This window comes from Streptomyces sp. XD-27 (genome assembly GCF_030553055.1).
In the GTDB taxonomy this organism is placed as follows: Bacteria; Actinomycetota; Actinomycetes; order Streptomycetales; family Streptomycetaceae; genus Streptomyces.
Genome location: NZ_CP130713.1, coordinates 3,338,043 through 3,358,207, shown reverse-complemented (window position 1 = coordinate 3,358,207; position 20,165 = coordinate 3,338,043). Strand labels below are relative to the sequence as shown.

The 20,165-nt window shown below is 73.8% G+C and carries 11 protein-coding genes and 2 pseudogenes; 9 read left to right on the top strand and 4 right to left on the bottom strand.

The annotated features are described in order from the left end of the window. Positions 1 to 2,469, top strand: a complete 2,469-nt coding sequence (gene pcrA, locus Q3Y56_RS14155) for a DNA helicase PcrA (RefSeq protein WP_304462282.1) — start codon at positions 1 to 3, stop codon at positions 2,467 to 2,469. 135 nt (positions 2,470 to 2,604) lie between these two features. Here the strand turns inward: pcrA and Q3Y56_RS14150 are convergent, their stop codons facing one another. After that, a complete protein-coding gene (locus Q3Y56_RS14150) occupies positions 2,605 to 4,227 on the bottom strand; it encodes a M23 family metallopeptidase (protein WP_304462281.1) in 1,623 nt (540 codons plus the stop codon). 216 nt (positions 4,228 to 4,443) lie between these two features. Beyond that, complete coding sequence (locus Q3Y56_RS14145) at positions 4,444 to 5,382, bottom strand: triacylglycerol lipase (protein ID WP_304462280.1); 939 nt, start codon at positions 5,380 to 5,382, stop codon at positions 4,444 to 4,446. 296 nt (positions 5,383 to 5,678) lie between these two features. On the opposite strand from Q3Y56_RS14145, the gene Q3Y56_RS14140 reads away from it, so the two are divergent. Beyond that, a complete protein-coding gene (locus Q3Y56_RS14140; RefSeq protein ID WP_304462279.1) occupies positions 5,679 to 6,089 on the top strand; it encodes a cobalamin B12-binding domain-containing protein in 411 nt (136 codons plus the stop codon). 294 nt (positions 6,090 to 6,383) lie between these two features. On the opposite strand, the pseudogene Q3Y56_RS14135 reads toward Q3Y56_RS14140, so the two are convergent. Both Q3Y56_RS14135 and Q3Y56_RS14130 read right to left on the bottom strand, forming a co-directional pair. Continuing rightward, a pseudogene (locus Q3Y56_RS14135) lies at positions 6,384 to 7,993 on the bottom strand (DUF5691 domain-containing protein). Positions 7,994 to 8,280: 287 nt separating this feature from the next. Continuing rightward, on the bottom strand, positions 8,281 to 9,708 hold the full coding sequence (locus Q3Y56_RS14130) for an SWIM zinc finger family protein (protein WP_304462278.1): 1,428 nt from the start codon (positions 9,706 to 9,708) through the stop codon (positions 8,281 to 8,283). A gap of 179 nt (positions 9,709 to 9,887) precedes the next feature. On the opposite strand from Q3Y56_RS14130, the gene Q3Y56_RS14125 reads away from it, so the two are divergent. From Q3Y56_RS14125 to sucD, 7 genes and pseudogenes are all read left to right on the top strand, one after another. Next, complete coding sequence (locus Q3Y56_RS14125; RefSeq protein WP_304462277.1) at positions 9,888 to 10,982, top strand: AAA family ATPase; 1,095 nt, start codon at positions 9,888 to 9,890, stop codon at positions 10,980 to 10,982. After that, a pseudogene (locus tag Q3Y56_RS14120) lies at positions 10,979 to 13,680 on the top strand (DUF5682 family protein). Before Q3Y56_RS14125 ends, Q3Y56_RS14120 begins: the two are co-directional and overlap by 4 nt. A gap of 47 nt (positions 13,681 to 13,727) precedes the next feature. After that, positions 13,728 to 14,939, top strand: coding sequence for a VWA domain-containing protein (locus Q3Y56_RS14115; protein WP_304462276.1), 1,212 nt, complete (start codon positions 13,728 to 13,730; stop codon positions 14,937 to 14,939). A gap of 170 nt (positions 14,940 to 15,109) precedes the next feature. Further along, positions 15,110 to 15,931 carry a hypothetical protein gene (locus Q3Y56_RS14110; protein ID WP_304462275.1) on the top strand — a complete coding sequence of 274 codons (822 nt, stop codon included), beginning with the start codon at positions 15,110 to 15,112 and terminating at the stop codon, positions 15,929 to 15,931. Positions 15,932 to 16,027: 96 nt separating this feature from the next. Then, complete coding sequence (locus tag Q3Y56_RS14105; RefSeq protein WP_304462274.1) at positions 16,028 to 17,500, top strand: hypothetical protein; 1,473 nt, start codon at positions 16,028 to 16,030, stop codon at positions 17,498 to 17,500. 409 nt (positions 17,501 to 17,909) lie between these two features. Then, the gene (gene sucC, locus Q3Y56_RS14100; protein ID WP_304462273.1) at positions 17,910 to 19,085 is read left to right on the top strand and encodes an ADP-forming succinate--CoA ligase subunit beta; all 1,176 of its coding nucleotides are present in this window, start codon (positions 17,910 to 17,912) and stop codon (positions 19,083 to 19,085) included. A gap of 22 nt (positions 19,086 to 19,107) precedes the next feature. After that, entirely contained in the window at positions 19,108 to 19,992 is an 885-nt protein-coding gene (gene sucD / locus Q3Y56_RS14095; RefSeq protein ID WP_304462272.1) for a succinate--CoA ligase subunit alpha, read from the top strand. Positions 19,993 to 20,165 lie beyond the last annotated feature (173 nt).

Below are 20,165 nucleotides of genomic sequence, written 5' to 3'. Positions count from 1 at the left end.
ATGAGCAGCAGCCTCTTTGATGACAGCTTCCTGGCGGACCTCGACGGCGCGGAGCCGCCGCCCGAGGATCCCCAGCCCGACGGTCCCCCGGTCGGGGAGGAGGTTCCGCATGACCTCTTCGGCGACACTTTTAACGTGCCCGTACCGAGGGAGCCGTACTACCGCGACGGCGCGCCACGCCCGGTCGCGGACCCCGCCGCGCTGCTGGAGGGGCTGAACGAGCAGCAGCGGGCCGCCGTCGAGCACCACGGCGCGCCCCTGCTCATCGTCGCGGGCGCCGGATCCGGCAAGACCCGTGTCCTCACCCACCGCATCGCCCACCTGCTCGGCGCGCGCAAGGTGCACCCGGGCTCCATCCTCGCGATCACCTTCACCAACAAGGCCGCGGGCGAGATGAAGGAGCGCGTCGAGGAGCTGGTGGGCCCGCGCGCCGGCGCCATGTGGGTGATGACCTTCCACAGCGCGTGCGTGCGCATCCTGCGCCGCGAGTCGAAGAAGCTGGGCTTCACGTCCTCGTTCTCGATCTACGACGCCGCCGACTCCAAGCGGCTGATGGCTCTGGTCTGCCGGGATCTGGACCTGGACCCCAAGCGCTTTCCGCCCAAGTCGTTCAGCGCGAAGATCTCCAGCCTCAAGAACGAGCTCATCGACGAGGAGACCTTCGCCGACCAGGCCGCCGACGGTTTTGAGAAGACGCTGGCCGAGGCGTACGCGATGTACCAGGCGCGGCTGCGCGAGGCCAACGCCCTGGACTTCGACGACCTCATCATGACCACGGTCAACCTGCTCCAGGCGTTCCCGGACGTCGCCGAGCACTACCGCCGCCGCTTCCGGCACGTCCTGGTCGACGAGTACCAGGACACCAACCACGCGCAGTACACCCTGGTGCGCGAGCTCGTCGGTACGGGCACCGACACCTTCGACCCGGCCGAGCTGTGCGTGGTGGGCGACGCCGACCAGTCCATCTACGCCTTCCGCGGCGCCACCATCCGCAACATCCTCCAGTTCGAGGAGGACTACCCGGACGCGCGCACCATCCTGCTGGAGCAGAACTACCGCTCCACGCAGACGATCCTCAGCGCGGCCAACGCCGTCATCGAGCGCAACGAGAACCGGCGCCCCAAGAACCTGTGGACCGAGGCCGGGGCCGGGGCCACCATCACCGGTTACGTCGCCGACACCGAGCACGACGAGGCGCAGTTCGTCGCCGACGAGATCGACCGGCTGACGGACGCGGGCGACGCCAAGGCCGGAGACGTCGCCGTCTTCTACCGCACCAACGCCCAGTCCCGTGTCTTCGAAGAGATCTTCATCCGTGTCGGCCTGCCCTACAAGGTCGTCGGCGGCGTGCGCTTCTACGAGCGCAAGGAGGTCCGGGACGTGCTCGCGTATCTGCGGGTGCTCGCCAACCCCGAGGACACCGTCCCGCTGCGCCGCGTCCTGAACGTGCCCAAGCGCGGCATCGGCGAGCGCGCCGAGGCCATGATCGAGGCCCTCGCGCTGCGCGAGAAGATCTCGTTCGCGCAGGCGCTGCGCCGGGTGGACGACGCGTACGGCATGGCGGCCCGCTCGGCGAACGCGGTGAAGCGCTTCAACGCCCTGCTGGAGGAGCTGCGCACGATCGTGGAGTCCGGCGCCGGACCCGCCACCATCCTGGAGGCGGTGCTGGAGCGCACGGGCTATCTGGCCGAGCTCCAGGCGTCCACGGACCCGCAGGACGAGACCCGTATCGAGAACCTCCAGGAGCTGGCGGCCGTCGCCCTGGAGTTCGAGCAGGAGCGGACCGAGGAGGAGCCGGGCACGCTCGCGGAGTTCCTGGAGCGGGTCGCGCTCGTCGCCGACTCCGACCAGATCCCCGACGAGGACGCGGAGGGCACCGGCGTCATCACCCTGATGACCCTGCACACCGCGAAGGGCCTGGAGTTCCCCGTCGTCTTCCTCACCGGCATGGAGGACGGCGTCTTCCCGCACATGCGCGCCCTCGGCCAGGCCAAGGAGCTGGAGGAGGAGCGGCGGCTGGCGTACGTCGGCATCACGCGCGCGCGTGAGCGGCTGTATCTGACGCGCTCGACCATGCGCAGCGCGTGGGGGCAGCCCGCGTACAACCCGCCGTCCCGCTTCCTGGAGGAGATCCCCGACCAGTACGTGCAGTGGAAGCGGACGGGGCCGTCGGCGCCGTCGGCCTCGATGGGCGCGGTGTCGGGCCTTGCCTCGAGCCTGTCGTCCGGGCTCTCCGCCTCGCGTGCCCGGGGCGGCGCGGGCGCCGCAAGCGGTTTCGCGACCCGGCGGGCCAAGGACCGCCCGGTGGTCTCGCTGGCCGTCGGCGACCGGGTCACGCACGACTCGTTCGGTCTCGGCACGGTGATGGCGGTGAAGGGCAGCGGCGACGCGGCGGAGGCCACGATCGACTTTGGCGACGAGAAGCCGAAGCGGCTGCTGCTGCGGTACGCGCCGGTGGAGAAGCTCTAGCGCTCGCGAAGCCCTTGGCGTTGTCCGCGCTTGGCGTGGTCCTGGCCGGGACGAGCTTGGCGCTGGGACGGGCTTGGTGCTGGGACGGGCTTGGCATCAAGCCCGTCTTGGGGGCTTAGGGGGCAGGGGAGCGGGCTACATCGGGTCGAGGCCGTGACTGCGCAGCCACGGCAGCGGGTCGACGGCCGAGCCCGCGCCCGGACGCACCTCGAAGTGCAGGTGCGGGCCGGTGGAGTTGCCGGAGTTGCCCGAGTACGCGATGACGTCCCCGGCCTTCACGGAACCGGACCGGATCTTGGTGCTGCTCAGGTGGCAGTACCAGGTCTCGGTGCCGTCGGGGGAGGTGACTATCGCCATGTTGCCGTACGCGCTGTTCCACTGCGTGCGGACGGTCCCGTCGGTGGCGGCCATCACCGGCGTGCCGTAGCTGACGGGGAAGTCGATGCCGGTGTGCACGGACATCCAGTTGATGCCCGCTTGACCGTACTGGGCGCTGAGGCCGTGCTGCGCCACGGGGAGCGCGAACTTGGGGCGCAGCCGCTCCTTGCGGGCGGCCTCCTCGGCCTTGCGCTTGCGCTCCGCCGCCTGCCGCTCCTTGAGGTCGATGCGCTCCTGGGTGCGGTTGGCGCGGTCGGCGAAGTCGTCGGCGCGGTCGGCGAGTCCGGCGAGCTGGGTGTCCAGCTTGCTGTTGGCAACCGAGGGCTTGACGGAGCCCGGGTCGGGCGCGGCCTGGGTCGTCGAGTCGTCCTTCTTGCCGTCCTCGCCGCCGATGCCGCCGACGGCGGCCGCGGCGACGGCCGTCACGCCCATGATGGCGACGGAGGGCACGGCGACGGTGAGCAGCGCGGAGCGCTTGGGGCGGGAGGCGGACGTGCGGCGGCGGGTGCGGCTGTCGCGACGTGAACCGCCGTCGCGGCGGGGGCCGCCCGCTCCGGTGGCCGCGGAGACCAGTACGGGCTCGTCGTCCCGGTCGCCGGTGCCCACCGCGTCGACGTCGGCGGCCGCATCGGGGGCGGCAGTGTCGTCGTCGGCGGTCAGCTGCTGCTCGTAGACGGAGTCGCCGGTGGCCCAGGCGGTGGCGTCCCAGGTCTGGGTCAGTCCGGAGTCGACGCCGTTGGCGTCGTAGGTCCCGGTCCCGCCCCACTGGGTCGTGTCGTGGGTGCCGGTGTCGGCGGCGGCATCGGGGTCGTACGCGTCGCCGAGGTCCCAGTGACCGCTCGTGTCCCACTGGCCGGTTGCGTCCGCGGAGCCGCCGTGCGGACCGGGGAGGTCGGCGGAGAGCTGATAGCCGCCGGTGTCCCATGCCGTGCCGGTGCCGGTGCCGTCCAGGCCGGTGGTGTCGTAGGCGCCCGTGTCGTAACCGCCGGTGCCGAAACCGCTGGTGTCGTAGGAGCCGGTGTCGTAGCCGCCCGTGTCGTACGCGGCCGCCGCGGCGGTCTGCTGCGCGGCGGCGCCGAAGTCCCACTGGCCGGAGGTGTCGTAGTGGCCGGTGTCGTACGACCCGGTCGCGTACTGGCCCGTGTCGTAGCCGGTGGCGCAGTCGCCGTAGAGGTCGCCCGGCACGGAGCCGAAGAGAGGATCGCCTTCGCCGTAGGCCGTGCCGAGGGCGTCGAAGGTACCGGTGGAGTAGCCGTCATACCCGGCATAGGCGTGCTGAGCGCCCTGCTGCGTGTCGTACGCCCCGTAAGTCTGGGTGTAGGAGGCGTCAGGAGCGGGGACGGTCGGGGTCGGGTTACCCGACGGGTGACGGTCGTTCACCACCAACTTCTCTTTCGCCTCGGCAGTAGGAGCTGGGGGTCCGGGGGTGCTCCCCCAGGGCGGTTCAGTGCGGCGACTGTACCCGGCGGTATGCGACGGCGACAATCTTCAACAGGTTTTCCGGAGCCCCGGAAAGGGCATTTGGTGGCCTTTCGGCTGTCTGGGCGGCGTAACTTGGCCGGGCGTTCGATTGCTGTTCGGTAATTTTCCGGGTCGTTACGCAACCGACGCGGATCCGGAAGCGTCTTCCGGATCCTGCGCCGTCTCCTGCTCCGCCCCGTGCCCGGTCTCCTCCAGCGACATCCGGACTCCCTGCACGACGGCCGGATGCACGGGCAGGGCGAGGTGCCCGATTCCGGTCACCCGGACGTTGCGCGAACGGAGGTCGGGGTGGTCGACGCACGCCATCTCGATCGGCGTGACCACCTGGTCCACATCGCTCCAGAAGCTCACGAACCGGGTGGCGCAGCCGGGGGCCGGGCGCCGCAGTTCCTCGATCACCTCGGAGTCCGGACGCATCTGCCGGACCAGGGGGTGCGCCGACAGCAGGGGAGCGGCGCGGGTGCCGCCGTGCGGGGTGCCGAGGGTGACCAGCGTGGCCACCCGGCTGTGGCCGCCCAGGCGCTGTACGTAATAGCGGGCGATCAGGCCGCCCAGGCTGTGCCCCACCAGGTCCACCTGGCCGTGGCCGGAGCGCGCGCAGAGCCCCTCCACATGCTCGCCGAGCAGCTCCGCGGCGGCGCGGATGTCGCAGGTCATCGGCGAGTAGTTGAGGGCTTCGACGTGGTGGCGGCCGTGTCGGCGCAGCGAGCGGCGCAGCAGGACGAAGACGGAGCGGTTGTCGATGAACCCGTGCAGCAGCACGACGGGGCGCTGGCCCCGGCCCGCCCCGGGCAGGCGGGGAGGGGCGGCCGAAACGCCGCCGGGGTCGGTCTCGGCCTCGGCGCCGGGTCCCGTGCCGGTGCCGGTGGCGGTGCCGGCCTTGGTGTCGGCGCGGGGAACGGGGGCGGGGACCGGGCGCTCCTGGGCCAGGCCGGTGGGGTAGAGGACCACGTGCCCGGCGAGCACGGCCGCGTCCATGGCGGTGGCCCGGATCAGCGTGGCGGAGGAGCGCAGCGACGACACGAGGGAGAGGGGGAAGGGCAAGGTCCTCATGGCTGACCTCCCGGCGGCGACGCGGGGAGGGCTCGGTCCCCGTGCGCCCTCGCGGGCAGCCGGGGCGGGTGCGTATCGCCGCGCCGACTCGACGCGGCGATACGGCTTCCCCGCTGCGGCTCCCTGGCAGCCCTCCGTGACGGAAGGTCCGGAGCGGCTGGCTGTGAACGTGTCCCATGTGTGATTTCCCCCTCCCCACTCGCCGCGAAACTGCTGCGTACGGGAAGCTGGAGATAACGTTCGTTCACCGCTTACGGCCGGTGACGGCTGTCGTGCACGGAGGCATGGAGGCAGTGATGGGAGTGACTGGGCCGATCCGCGTGGTGGTCGCCAAGCCGGGGCTCGACGGCCACGACCGCGGGGCCAAGGTCATCGCGCGTGCGCTGCGCGACGCCGGTATGGAGGTCATCTACACCGGGCTGCACCAGACGCCCGAGCAGATCGTCGACACCGCGATCCAGGAGGACGCCGACGCGATCGGGCTGTCCATCCTCTCGGGCGCGCACATGACGCTCTTCGCCAAGGTGCTGGAACTGCTCCGGGACCGTGAGGCCGAGGACATCAAGGTGTTCGGCGGCGGCATCATCCCGGAGGACGACATCCCGCCGCTCAAGGAGCAGGGCGTCGCCGCGATCTTCACGCCCGGCGCGACGACGACGTCGATCGTGGAATGGGTCCGGGAGAACGTACGCCCGGTGGCGGCGTAGCGGTACGGGTACGCCTCCGGCGGCCTCCTTCCCCACCCGGCCCTGCGCCGTAGGACGCGCCTGGCCATGGCGGCCGGTGCCGCCGCCCGAACGCGCACGGTAAGCCGTGACCGGTTGATCACGACGCCTGCGCGGGCGGCGTGCCTGCGCGGGGGCGGCGTGTCCGCGCGGGCGGTGCGGCCGGGCGGGCCCGGCCCACTCTGTCCCCGAGCGGGTTGGGTGCCGTGGGGCATCCCGGCGCGGCGCGTCATGGTGGCCCGGGGCGCGGCGGTCGCGGGGCCGGGTCCCGCTCCGTCACGGGGCGGTCCGGTCCGTGGTGTCCGCGAGCTCCAGCTCGCTCCGCATCGTGGCGCGCAGCCGCAGCGTCGCCACCAGCCGCTGGAACGTCTCCGACCAGTACCCCACCGCCCCCGGCGAGCCGTCCTCCGGGTCGTCGCCCAGCGCGGTGAGCACTTCGAGGCGGTCCGCCTGCGCCGGGTCCAGACAGCGCTCGGCCAGCCCCATCACCCCGCTGAAGCTCCACGGGTAGCTGCCCGCATCCCGCGCGATGTCCAGCGCGTCCACCACGGCCTGGCCCAGCGGTTCGCTCCACGGCACCGCGCACACGCCCAGCAGCCGGAACGCGTCCGACAAGCCGTGCGCGGCGATGAACTCCGCGACCCATACGGCCCGTTCCTCCGGCGGCAGCGCGGTGAGCAGCTTGGCCGGGTCCCGCCAGGACGCGGTGGGTGCCGCGACCGCCAGCACGGCATCGCCGGAGCCGGCCGGGGTGGTCGGCGGGTCCGAGGCCGCGCCGAGGAGTGCCCGCGACCAGGCCGTGTCGCCCTGCCGGACCGCGGCCCGGCACCACGCCGCGTGCAGGTCCGCCTGCCAGCCGTCGGCGACCGGCAGTGCCACGATCTCCTCGGGCGTGCGGCCGCCGAACCACTCCGTCCAGCTCTCCAGCGGGGTCGCCTCCACCAACTGGCCCAGCCACCAGGACCGCTGACCGCGTCCCGACGGCGGCTTCGCCGCGATGCCGTCCCGCTGCATCCCGCTGTCGCACGCGCTCGGGGCCTCGACGGCGATCCGCGCCGCCGCGCCGCGGCCGTCCGCCCGCTCGAGGGTCACGTACGCGCGCGATCGCTCGGCCATCCGCGCCGCCAGCGCGGAACCGGGCAGCGCGGACAGGAGTTCGGCGGCCGTGGCCCGTACGTTGCGGCTGCGGTCGGACAGCGCCTGCTCCAGGAACGGCTCGTCCTGTGGCGACAATTCGTCGCGCAGCGAGTCGAGGAACATCAGCCGGTCCTCCGCGCGCTCCGTCGGCCAGGTGCTCGCGAGCAGGGCGAGACCGGCCGCGGGGTCGCGGTGCCGCACCGCGGTGAGCAGCGCCACGCGCTCCGCGAACAGCCCTTCCTGCCACAGCTTCGCCACGGCCTCGGGCCCGGCGGACTCCGGCGGCGCGGCCCCCGCCGCGGTGCCGCGCCCCGCGCCGCCGCGCAGCGCGAACCTCCAGTCCGGGTTCAGCCGCGCCAGCCACAGCCCGCGCGGTCCGGCGAAGGTGAGCGCCTCCGGACGCAGATCGGTCCGGGCACGGGCCGCGTCGAGTAGCGCGGGCAGCAGCGCGGCGGGCGCGCCGTAGCCGTGCTGGTTGGCGATGGCGAGCCATTGCGGGAGCAGTTCGGTCAGGTCGGGCGCGGCCCGCGAACCGGACTGGCCGGGACTCGAACGGTCGGCCAGCAGCAACCCCAGCCGTCGGCGGGCGGCCGGGGCAGGGCCGGACGCGGATCCTCCGGCGCGGGCACCGGCAGGGCCCACGCGTCGGCGGGCCGCAGCCCGGCGCGCCGCGTCACCGTGCTCAGCGCGGCGGCGTCCAGCAGCGCGGTCGCCGCGTCCTGTCCGGGCCGAACGGGCACCGGCGGCATCCGCCGCTCCGTCCCGAGCAGCGCGGCCGCCACCAGATCGCCCCACGGGACGGTCCCGGGCACGGGCCCGGCACCGCCCTGCGGCGGGCTCTCGGTGCCGAACCCTGGTCCGGATCCCGGGCCGGATCCCGAGCCGGATCCCGGTTCGGCGGCGTGGGCGGTGGTTGTCGGGCCGGTGGCGGTACGGGTCATGTCGATCCTCCGTACGAGTCCGTGCAAGTCCGTGCAAGTCCGTATGGGCCTGTACGAGGCCGTACAGGCCGTCTGGCGCCGGGGAGGCGTGGCGGTCACAGCGATACGGGCTGCGGGTCCCACGTGGTGAGCGGCGCGAAGCCCCGGTGGCCGCACTCGCCGAAGACCGTGACCGGGCCGCCTCCCGACACGGCCGTCAGCTGCCACAGGTTCGTACGCGCCAGGCAGCGCGGGTCCACCGGAAGCGCGGAGGCCGTCCGGGCGTCCGCGAGCTGCCAGCCGTCCGGGCCCGGTATCGGGGTGACGCCGGTCAGGACGGTGGGCCAGGCGTCCAGCCACGGGTCGTCACGCAGCGCCGCCCCGTACCCCGCCAGGGCGGTGGGGATGTCGACGCCGTGCGGTACGGCCGACGCGTCCGACGGCGGCGACGGTTGTCCGTGGCGGGTGCCGAGCGCCGCCCGCAGCGGGCGGGCGGAGGGGTAGTAGACGAGGTCCGCGTCCACGACGAGGCCGGTGGGCGGGGCGGGTTCGGGCGGCCGTCCGGCCGCGCCGAAGGACAGCAGCAACGCCATCCGGTCCGTGCGCTCGCCGCGCAGCCAGACCCGGCGCGTGGTGACCTTGCCGTCGCTGCTGTCCTGCCGGCCCAGGACCAGCCAGCGGTCCCGCACGGCCGGGCCGGAGGACAGCACCTCCGCGGCGTTCATGGTGATGCCGACCCGCGACCGGGTCGTCGCCGCCAACTCCGGTGCCAGCGCGTCCATATGGAGATAGCCGCGGTTGAGCAGATGGGTGAGGGCGCACTCCTCCAGAAGCCGGGCGGGCCAGCCGGGGCCGGAGGCGCGCACCGCCCCCAGCTCGCGCACGCGCGCGCCGAGGCCCGGCGCCTGGGCGTCGACCATGCGGGCCGCGGTCTCGTCCCACAGGTCGGGATGGCTGTCGCCGACCTCGGCCAGTCCGCCGCGCAGCAGGTCGGCCAGCCGCTGCTCCAGCTCCGTGGCGCCCGCGGTGATCCGCCGCGCCCGCTGTTCGGCCCGCCGCCCGGCCGCGGCCGGAACGGCGGCTCCCGCACCGCCGCCTCCGCCCGGACCGGCGGCCCCGCCAGGACCGTCCGCCGCCTCGGTGGCCCGGCGCTCCGCGCGCTCACGCCGCCCGCTCAGCCACGGCTCGGCCCACTCCGGAGGCCCCTCCGCCTCCCGCACGCCCCCTTCTCCCGTCTCGCCCGCCCACAGCAGAAGCAGGCCCAGCGCGTGCTTGCACGGGAACTTCCGGCTCGGGCAACTGCACGTGTATCCCGGGCCGTCCGGCCCGCCGAGGTCGACGATCGTCTGGTAGGGCGTGCTGCCGCTGCCCTTGCACAGGCCCCACAGAGCCTGTCCGCCGCGCCCTTCCGTCGCCACGGTCGCCGCTCCGGTCCCCGACCAGGGCCCGGCCGCGGCCAGCTTGCTTCCCGCCTTGCGTGATGCGGCGTCAGGAGCGAGCGAGAGCACCTGTTCCGCCGTCCAGCGTTCCCCCTGCGGATTCATGTCTACGACAGTACGGCCACCCACTGACAATCGCCCTGACCTGCGGGTTTGTTGGGCCCGGACGGATTGTCAGTGGGCTGGTGCAGGGTGGGACACGCATCCGGAAACGGACTGAGTGACGAGTTGGGGGAACTGTGACCACGACTGCGCCCGGACCCACGACACACACCACGAACACGGTGAACGCGGCGGCGGAGACGGCCCTGCGCCCGCACGCGGAAGACGCCTTCGCCGACGAACTCGCGGCGCTCGCCGCGGCTGACGACCGACCGCGCCCCGCCCGCTGGCGGCTCTCGCCCTGGGCCGTCGCCACGTATCTGCTCGGCGGCACCCTGCCCGACGGCTCTGTGATCACGCCCAAGTACGTGGGCCCCCGCCGCATCATCGAGGTCGCCGTGACGACGCTGGCCACCGACCGGGCGCTGCTCCTGCTGGGGGTCCCCGGCACGGCCAAGACCTGGGTGTCCGAGCACCTGGCGGCGGCGGTCAGCGGCGACTCGACGCTGCTGGTCCAGGGCACCGCGGGCACCCCCGAGGAGGCCATCCGCTACGGCTGGAACTACGCGCAGCTGCTCGCCCACGGCCCCAGCCGCGACGCGCTCGTGCCCAGCCCGGTGATGCGGGCGATGGCGGAGGGCATGACCGCGCGGGTCGAGGAGCTGACCCGTATCCCCGCCGATGTACAGGACACCCTGATCACGGTGCTGTCCGAGAAGATCCTGCCGATCCCGGAGCTGGGGGAGGAGGTGCAGGCCGTCCGCGGCTTCAACCTGATCGCCACGGCCAACGACCGCGACCGCGGGGTCAACGAGCTCTCCAGCGCGCTGCGCCGCCGGTTCAACACGGTGGTGCTGCCACTGCCCGCGACCGCCGAGGCGGAGGTCGACATCGTCGCGCGGCGCGTCGAGCAGCTCGGCCGCTCCCTGGACCTGCCCCGGCTGCCCGAGGGCGTGGACGAGATCCGCAGGGTGGTCACGGTCTTCCGGGAGCTGCGGGACGGCGTCACGGCGGATGGGCGTACGAAGCTCAAGTCGCCCTCCGGCACGCTGTCCACGGCGGAGGCGATCTCCGTGGTCACCGGCGGGCTGGCGCTGGCCGCGCACTTCGGCGACGGCGTGCTGCGCGCCGGGGACGTGGCCGCGGGCATCCTCGGCGCGGTGGTCCGCGACCCGGCCGCCGACCGCGTGATCTGGCAGGAGTATCTGGAGGCGGTCGTCCGCGAACGGGAAGGGTGGAAGGACTTCTACCGGGCGTGCCGTGAGGTGAGCGCGTGACGACCCCATCGCCGCACGCGGCCCGCGGGCCCGGCGGCGGCCCGGTGCTGCTGGGCATACGGCACCACGGCCCCGGCTCCGCGCGGGCCGTCCGCGCGGCGCTGGACGCCTGCCGGCCGAGCGCCGTGCTCATCGAGGGGCCACCGGAGGCGGACGCGCTGATCGGCCTCGCCGCCGAGGACGGCATGCGCCCGCCGGTCGCGCTGCTGGCCCACGCCGCCGACGACCCGGGCCGCGCCGCGTTCTGGCCGCTGGCCGAGTTCTCGCCGGAATGGGTGGCCATGCGGTGGGCGCTGACCCACGAGGTTCCGGTCCGGTTCATCGACCTCCCGGCGGCGGTGTCGCTGGCGCTGGCCGAGCGGAACGGCGCCGAAGGCGCCGAGAAGGCCGAGCGTGGCGAGGGTCCCGGCAGCGCCACCGAGGGCGCCCGCGGCGACGGCGCCGAACCTGGCGACGGTGCCCGGGGTGACGAGGGCGCCGGGCGGCCCGAGCCGCCGCCCGACGGCGCGGGGACGTACGCGCCGGGCCCCGCCACGGCCGCGGAGCCGCCCCCGAACGCCCCGGCGGACGGTGTCGGCCCGGCGGACCCGCGCGTCGACCCGCTCGCCGCACTCGCCCAGGCCGCCGGCTACGACGACCCGGAGCGCTGGTGGGAGGACGTCATCGAACACCGCGCCTCCGGCCCGCGCCCCGCCCCGGAGGCCGCACCCGCCACGGCGGGTGACGCCCCGTCCGAGCGCGACGCCGCGACGGGCGCGGGGGCGACGGGCGCGGCGACGAGGGCTGACCGTGCCGGCGCGCCGGAAGACGCGCCTGGGGACGCCGCGCCTGGGGACGCCGCACCGCACGGTTCCGCGGCGATTCGCTCCGCGCTCGCGCCGTTCGTGGCGCTGGCGGAGGCCATGGGTGCTCTGCGGGCCGCGTACGGGCATGGGGGGCAGCCCCACGACGCCGTGCGCGAGGCGCACATGCGGTTGCGGTTGCGGGAGGCGCGGCGGGAGTTCGGGGACGGGGTCGCCGTCGTCTGCGGGGCCTGGCACGTACCCGCGCTGTCCGAGAAGACCACCGTGACCGCCGACCGCGCGCTCCTCAAGGGCCTGCCCAAGGTCAAGGCCGAGCTGAGCTGGGTGCCGTGGACCCACCGCCGGCTCTCCCGCGCCAGCGGGTACGGCGCCGGAATCACCTCACCCGGCTGGTACGGCCACCTCTTCCGCGCCCCCGACCGGCCCATCGAGCGCTGGCTGACCGAGGTCGCCAACCTCCTCCGCGCCGAGGACCTCCCCGTCTCCTCCGCCCATGTCATCGAAGCCGTACGGCTCGCCGAGACCCTCGCCGTCATGCGTGGCCGTCCGCTCGCCGGGCTCGCCGAGACCCTCGACGCGGTGCGCGCGGTGATGTGCGACGGCTCCGACGTGCCGCTCGCGCTCGTACGGGACCGGCTCGTCGTCGGCGACGTCCTCGGCGAGGTGCCGGACTCCGCCCCTGCGGTTCCGCTCCAGCGCGACCTGACTCGCGCCCAGCGCACGCTGCGCCTCAAGCCCGAGGCGGCGGAGCGCGAGCTGGAGCTGGACCTCCGCAAGGACAACGACGCCGCGCGCAGCCGCCTGCTGCACCGGCTGCGGCTCCTCAGCGTCGACTGGGGCACCCCCGCCCGCCCGGCGCGCGGCACCACCGGCACCTTCCGGGAGAGCTGGCGGCTGCGCTGGGAGCCGGAGTTGTCGGTACGGGTCGCGGAGGCGGGCGTCTGGGGCACCACCGTGGTGTCCGCCGCCACCGCCAAGGCGCAGAGCCAGGCCGTGGGGGCGGCGGCGCTCGCCGAGATCACCGAGCTGGCCGAGCGCTGCCTGCTCGCCGACCTCACCGACGCCCTGCCCGTCGTGATGCGCGCGCTCGCCGACCGGGCCGCGCTCGACGCGGACGTCGGGCACCTCGCGCAGGCGCTGCCCGCCCTGGTCCGCTCCGTGCGGTACGGCGACGTGCGCGGCACCGGCACGGCGGCGCTGGCCGAGGTGGCCACCGGGCTCGCGGAGCGGGTCATCGTCGGCCTGCCCCCGGCCTGCGCCGGGCTGGACGCGGACGGCGCGGCGGAGCTGCGCACCCATATGGAGGCCGTCCACCAGGCCATCGGGCTGCTGGCCGACGACGGACTGCGGGTTCGCTGGACCGGCGCGCTCCGCGTCCTCGCCGACCGCGACAGCGTCCCCGGACTGCTGCGCGGCCGGGCCACCCGGCTGCTGCTGGACGACGGCCGGCTGGCCGAGGGCGAGGCGGCCCGGCTGATGCGGCTCGCGCTCTCGCCGGGCACCGAGCCGCCCGAAGCCGCCGCGTGGATCGAGGGGTTCGCCGGAGGGGGAGCGGGCGGCGGCATGCTCCTGGTCCACGACGAACGGCTGCTGGCCCTCCTCGACGGCTGGCTCACCAGCGTGCCCGCCGGCGCGTTCACGGACGTGCTGCCCCTGCTGCGCCGCACGTTCTCCGCGTACGAGGCGGGCATCCGCCGCACGTTGGGCGAACTGGTCCGCCGGGGCGCGGGCCCCGCCGCCCCGGGCGGCGCGCGGTCCGCGGCCGAGCCGCCCGCCCCGGGTTCGGCCCGGGCCTGGACCACGACCGCGCGGTCGCCGTACTCCCCACGCTCCACCTGCTGCTGGGGCTCGGCGACGACCACCGCCACACGAACCCACGGACAGGGGCGGCCTGATGACGGGCAGGACGGACAGCACGAAGGGCACGACCACGACATCCGGCATGAACGACACCGACGCCGCGCGAGAACGGCTGCGCCGCTGGCGGCTCGTGCTGGGCGGCGAAGGCGACGCGGGCTCCGGCGCCGGCGCCGACGGCACCGGGTACGCGCTGAGCGGCCGCGACGCCGCCATGGATCGCACCCTGGAGGCGCTGTACGGCGCGGCCGCCAAGGACGGCACCGGCCGCGGCGGCCAGGGCGCGGCGGGCGGCCCGCGCTCGGCCGGGCTCGGCGCCGGCGCGCCTCAGGTGGCGCGCTGGCTGGGCGACATCCGCGGCTACTTCCCCACGTCCGTCGTCCAGGTCATGCAGCGCGACGCGATCGACCGGCTCGGCCTGTCCGCCCTGCTGCTGGAGCCCGAGATGCTGGAGGCCGTCGAGGCGGACGTCCATCTCGTCGGCACGCTGCTGTCGCTCAACAAGGCGATGCCGGAGACCACCAAGGAGACGGCGCGCGCCGTCGTCCGCAAGGTCGTGGCGGACCTGGAGAAGCGGCTGGCCACCCGGACCCGGGCCACGCTCACCGGCGCCCTCGACCGGTCCGCGCGCATCAGCCGCCCGCGCCACCGCGACATCGACTGGGACCGCACCATCCGGGCCAACCTCAAGAACTACCTCCCCGAGCACCGCACCGTCATCCCCGAACGCCTTGTCGGCTACGGGCGGGCCGCACGCGGCGTCCGCAAGGAGGTGATCCTGTGCATCGACCAGTCCGGCTCGATGGCCGCCTCCGTCGTCTACGCGTCCGTGTTCGGCGCCGTCCTCGCCTCGATGCGCTCCCTCGCCACCCGCCTGGTCGTCTTCGACACCGCCGTCGTGGACCTGACCGACCAGCTCGAGGACCCGGTGGACGTCCTCTTCGGCACCCAGCTCGGCGGCGGCACGGACATCAACCGGGCGCTGGCGTACTGCCAGTCGCGGATCACCCGGCCCGCCGACACCGTCGTCGTCCTCATCAGCGACCTGTACGAGGGCGGGATACGGAACGAGATGCTGAGCCGGGTCGCGGCGATGAAGGCGTCCGGCGTGCAGTTCGTGACGCTGCTCGCGCTGTCCGACGAGGGCGCGCCGTCGTACGACCGCGCGCACGCGGCGGCGCTCGCCGGGCTCGGCGCGCCTGCCTTCGCCTGCACGCCTGACCTGTTCCCCGAGGTGATGGCGGCGGCCATCGAGAAGCGCCAATTGCCGATACCGGACAAGGCGGAGCATCGGTAACCGGGGGGTTGCGCCGCCCCCCGGTGGTCATGCAAGGATCAAGCCACCGGCCGAGACGTGTCGTTCTCCGTCCGACCGATCCTCTCTGACCTCACCTGGTCTGTGTGCTCTTGTCCGCATCCTTTGGGAAGGCCCCTCTCTTGTCTGTCGCTTCCGCAGCATCCGCCGCCGTGCGCACCTCGCGCACGGTGGCGCTGCGGCGGGCGCTGCTGGGGATGCTCTTCCTCGGGGGCTTCCTGGTGCTCGCGGCCGTCTTCGGCGGCAGCGCGCACGCGGCGGAGCAGGGCGGACTCGGCGACGCGGACGAGCAGCGGCCGGGCGCGTCCCGGCTGTTCGACTCCGGCTCCGCCGACACCATGCGGGAGCGGACCGAGGACGGCGCGCAGGCGTCGGCCACGACCGTGAAGACCGCGGGAAGCACCCTGCGGACCGCGGCGCAGCCGGTCGAGGAGCAGACGCGGAAGGTCGCGGAGCCGGTCGTCGACGTCGTGCGGGACACCGCCGACACGCTGCCCGTACGGCTGCCCGCCGACGGGCTCGACGCGGACACCGGCGCGCACACCGACGCGCCCGAGCACGGCGGTCAGCGCCAGGACGACGCCCGTGCGCAGCAGCGCGACCGGGCCTCCGACGGCGACCGCCGCCCGGCGGCCGATGCCGCCGAATCCCTTGTGTGGCAGGCCAGTTGGGCGCGTACCGACGCGCCGGACAGCGCGTCCCACGACTCCACGCGCCACCACACTGCCTTCGCCGGCGCCGCCGACAGCGGCCTTCCCGGCGGTGCCCCGACGCAGGGCCGTCTTCCGCAGGCCCCCTGCGGAACGGCGTCCCAGATCAGCGGCGACAACAGCGGTTCCCGAGGCGGGGACCAGCACGCCGCCCTGCCGCCGTATGACACCACGCGCTTCGGGCTCGCCCGCGGCGCGGTCGGCGCCGGCAGCTCTGCCGCGACGCGCGAGCGGTACAACGAAGTCCTCGAATTCCCTGGCTAGGGCAGACCTTTCCCCCGTCTGCTGAGACCTGCCGCGCGGGGGTGGACAGGTCTGCCCATTCGCCAATCCTCCTGAATTCGAAGGACTTCCCTCATCATGCGCAAGAACCTGCGTCGCTCCATCCTCGTCGCCGCCACCGCCACCGGTATCTGGGCCCTGGGTACCGCCGCCGCGAGCGCCGACGAGCTGCCGGCCGTCCCCTCCACCGACAGCGTCACCAGCTCGGTGACCGGTGCCACCGACACGGCCAAGGGCGCCCTGCCCGCCCCCGACCTCTCCGGGGCGACCGGCGCGACCGACACCGTGAAGGGCGCCGTGGACGGCGCGAAGGCGAAGGCGACCGACACGGTCGACGGCACCGTGGGCGGCGGCCTGCCGGACGTCTCCGGCGCCACCGGCGCGATCGACGGCCTGGGCGGCGCCGACGCGCTCGACGGTGTCGACGGTCTCGGCGCGCTCGACGGCGTCACGGGCCAGGCGAAGAACGCCGACGTGAACAAGGCTGTGAAGACGGTCAAGAAGACCGGCAAGCAGGCCGAGAAGACGGCCAAGAAGACGGCCAAGGGTGCCGACCTGGACCTGCCCACCGGCGAGGTCCCCGGCGTCGTTCCCAACATCCCGGTCCTCGGCTCCCTGCCGGGCGCGCCCGCCGTCCCGTCGGTCCCGGCCGCGCCCGCCGTTCCGCAGCTCCCGGCCGAGCTGCCCGCCACCCCCGGCTCCGCCGACAACCTGCTGTCCGCCCTGTCCGGCGCGGGCGTCCGCCCCGAGGAGCTGACCGGCGCCGCCAGGCAGGTCATCGCCGAGGCCCGGCCGACCGTCGACCAGACCGCCACCGACGTGCTGCCGCCCCTCGCGCACCGCGTCGTCGTCCAGGTGCTGCCGGTGGCCGAGCAGGCGGTCGGCAACGTCGGCGAGCTGGCCGGCCACGTGACCGGCCGCACCGTGCCGTTCGCCCAGCGGACCGTCGGCGGCGTGCAGGTCTTCGCCACCGGTGCGGTCGGCAAGGCCCAGACCCTGGCCACCGGCGTGACCGCCGACGCGCAGACCCTGGCGAACGGCGTGGCCGCCGACGCCGCCCCGTTCGCCCAGGACCTGGTCACCGTCGTCGTCGCCGACGCGCAGGCCACCGCCGCCGACGCCACCGCCGGTGTCCAGCGGGCCGTGCCGGGCACCCCGGGCGTCCCGGCCCTGCCCGCCGACCTGACCGACGCCGCCAACATCCCGGCGCTGCCGGTGCTGCCGGGCCTGCCGGGCACCGTCCCGAGCGTGCCGGCCGTCCCGAGCGTGCCCGCCGTCCCGGCCGAGCTGCCCACCGTCCCGGCCGTCCCGACCGCGCTGCCGACCGTCCCGGCTGACCTGCCGACCGTCCCGGCTGTCCCGGCTGAGGTGCCCGCCGTCCCGGCCGAGCTGCCGACCGTTCCGGCTGTCCCGACCGCGCTGCCGACCGTCCCGGCTGACCTGCCGACCGTCCCGGCCGTCCCGGCGGACCTGCCCACCGTTCCGGCCGAGCTGCCGACCGTTCCGGCCGAGCTCCCGACCCTGCCCGCCACCGGCGGCCTGGGCGTCTGATCTCTCTGATCCCTCTGAGGTGACTCCCCTTGGGGAGGCACCCCCGGGGCCGTAGGGCACGAGCCCGCAGCGCCCCCTCCGCCATTCGGTCGTACGGCGGTACGGCCGAACGGCGCCCGCGACACCGGCCGGGCAGCCCTGTTTGGGGACAGGGTTGCCCGGCCGTCGCATGCCCGCGACCTCAGTTCCCGGTGCCGGTGGCCCCGCCGGGCTCTGTGACTGTAATCACCGCGCGAGTGTGACCTGTGATTTAGGGACCCACCTCCGGCGGGGATAACCTGCCAGACGGACATGCCGCGTACCCGGCGCACGTGTGCCGCCCTCGTAAAAGATCGCGTCCTCACGCTGCCACCGCGGCACGCCCGCGCAGACAACGAACCGCGAATTCAGGGAAAAGGGACGGACGCGCGTGGACCTGTTCGAGTACCAGGCGAGGGACCTCTTCGCCAAGCACGGTGTACCGGTGCTGGCCGGTGAAGTCATCGACACGCCTGAGGCGGCGCGCGCGGCGACTGAGCGCTTGGGCGGCAAGTCGGTCGTCAAGGCCCAGGTGAAGGTCGGTGGCCGAGGCAAGGCCGGCGGCGTGAAGCTGGCCGCCACCCCGGACGAGGCCGTCGCCCGCGCGACGGACATCCTCGGCATGGACATCAAGGGCCACACGGTCCACAAGGTGATGATCGCCGAGACCGCTCCGGAGATCGTCGAGGAGTACTACGTCTCGTACCTCCTCGACCGCACCAACCGCACCTTCCTGGCCATGGCCTCGGTCGCGGGCGGCATGGACATCGAGGAAGTCGCGGCGACGACGCCCGAGAAGCTCGCGAAGGTCCCGGTCGACGCCATCGAGGGCGTCTCGATCGAGAAGGCCCGCGAGATCGTCGCCCAGGCCAAGTTCCCGGCCGACGTCGCCGAGAAGGTCGCCGAGGTCCTGGTGACCCTGTGGAAGACCTTCATCGCCGAGGACGCGCTCCTCGTCGAGGTCAACCCGCTGGCCAAGGTCGCCTCCGGTGACGTCCTCGCCCTCGACGGCAAGGTCTCCCTGGACGCGAACGCCGAGTTCCGCCACCCGGACTTCGCCGAGCTGGAGGACAAGGCGTCCGCCAACCCGCTGGAGGCCGCGGCCAAGGCCAAGGGCCTGAACTACGTCAAGCTCGACGGCGAGGTCGGCATCATCGGCAACGGCGCGGGTCTCGTCATGAGCACCCTCGACGTCGTCGCGTACGCCGGTGAGGCGCACGGCAACGTCAAGCCCGCCAACTTCCTCGACATCGGCGGTGGCGCCTCCGCCGAGGTGATGGCCAACGGCCTCGAGATCATCCTCGGCGACCCGGACGTCAAGTCCGTCTTCGTCAACGTCTTCGGTGGCATCACCGCCTGCGACGCGGTCGCCAACGGCATCGTGCAGGCCCTGGAGCTGCTCAAGTCCAAGGGCGAGGACGTCAGCAAGCCGCTGGTCGTGCGCCTCGACGGCAACAACGCCGAGCTGGGCCGCAAGATCCTGACCGACGCGAACCACCCGCTGGTGCAGCAGGTGGACACCATGGACGGCGCCGCCGAGCGCGCCGCCGAGCTGGCTGCGAAGTAAGAAGGACGAGGACACCAACACCATGGCTATCTTCCTCACCAAGGAATCCAAGGTCATCGTCCAGGGCATGACCGGCTCCGAGGGTCAGAAGCACACCCGCCGGATGCTCGCCTCTGGCACGAACATCGTCGGCGGTGTGAACCCGCGCAAGGCCGGCACCTCCGTCGACTTCGACGGCAACGAGGTCCCGGTGTTCGGCACCGTGGCCGAGGCCATCGAGAAGACCGGTGCGGACGTCACGGTCATCTTCGTCCCGGAGAAGTTCACCAAGGACGCGGTCATCGAGGCGATCGACGCCGAGATCCCGCTGGCCGTCGTGATCACCGAGGGCATCGCGGTCCACGACACCGCCGCGTTCTGGGCGCACGCCCAGGCCAAGGGCAGCAAGACCCGCATCATCGGCCCGAACTGCCCGGGTCTGATCACGCCGGGCCAGTCCAACGCGGGCATCATCCCGGCCGACATCACCAAGCCCGGCCGCATCGGTCTCGTGTCCAAGTCCGGCACGCTGACCTACCAGATGATGTACGAGCTGCGCGACATCGGCTTCTCGTCGTGCGTCGGCATCGGCGGTGACCCGATCATCGGCACCACCCACATCGACGCCCTGGCCGCGTTCGAGGCCGACCCCGACACCGAGCTGATCGTGATGATCGGCGAGATCGGCGGCGACGCCGAGGAGCGGGCCGCGGACTTCATCGCCAAGAACGTGACCAAGCCGGTCGTCGGCTACGTCGCGGGCTTCACCGCGCCCGAGGGCAAGACCATGGGCCACGCCGGCGCCATCGTCTCCGGCTCCTCCGGCACGGCCCAGGCGAAGAAGGAGGCCCTGGAGGCCGCGGGCGTGAAGGTCGGCAAGACGCCGTCCGAGACCGCGCGTCTGGCGCGGGCGGCGCTCGCCGGCTGAGCTTTCGGCTGTATGCCGTCACGAGGGTAAGGGCGTGGCCCGCACCGACAGGTGCGGGCCACGCCCCTTTGGCGTACGAGCCTGTGTGCGGGCCGTCGGTGGGAAAGGGCACCGCCGGTCCGGCCGCACCACGGTGGGGGGCGGTCGGGTCGGCGCACGGGCTCTGCCGTCGG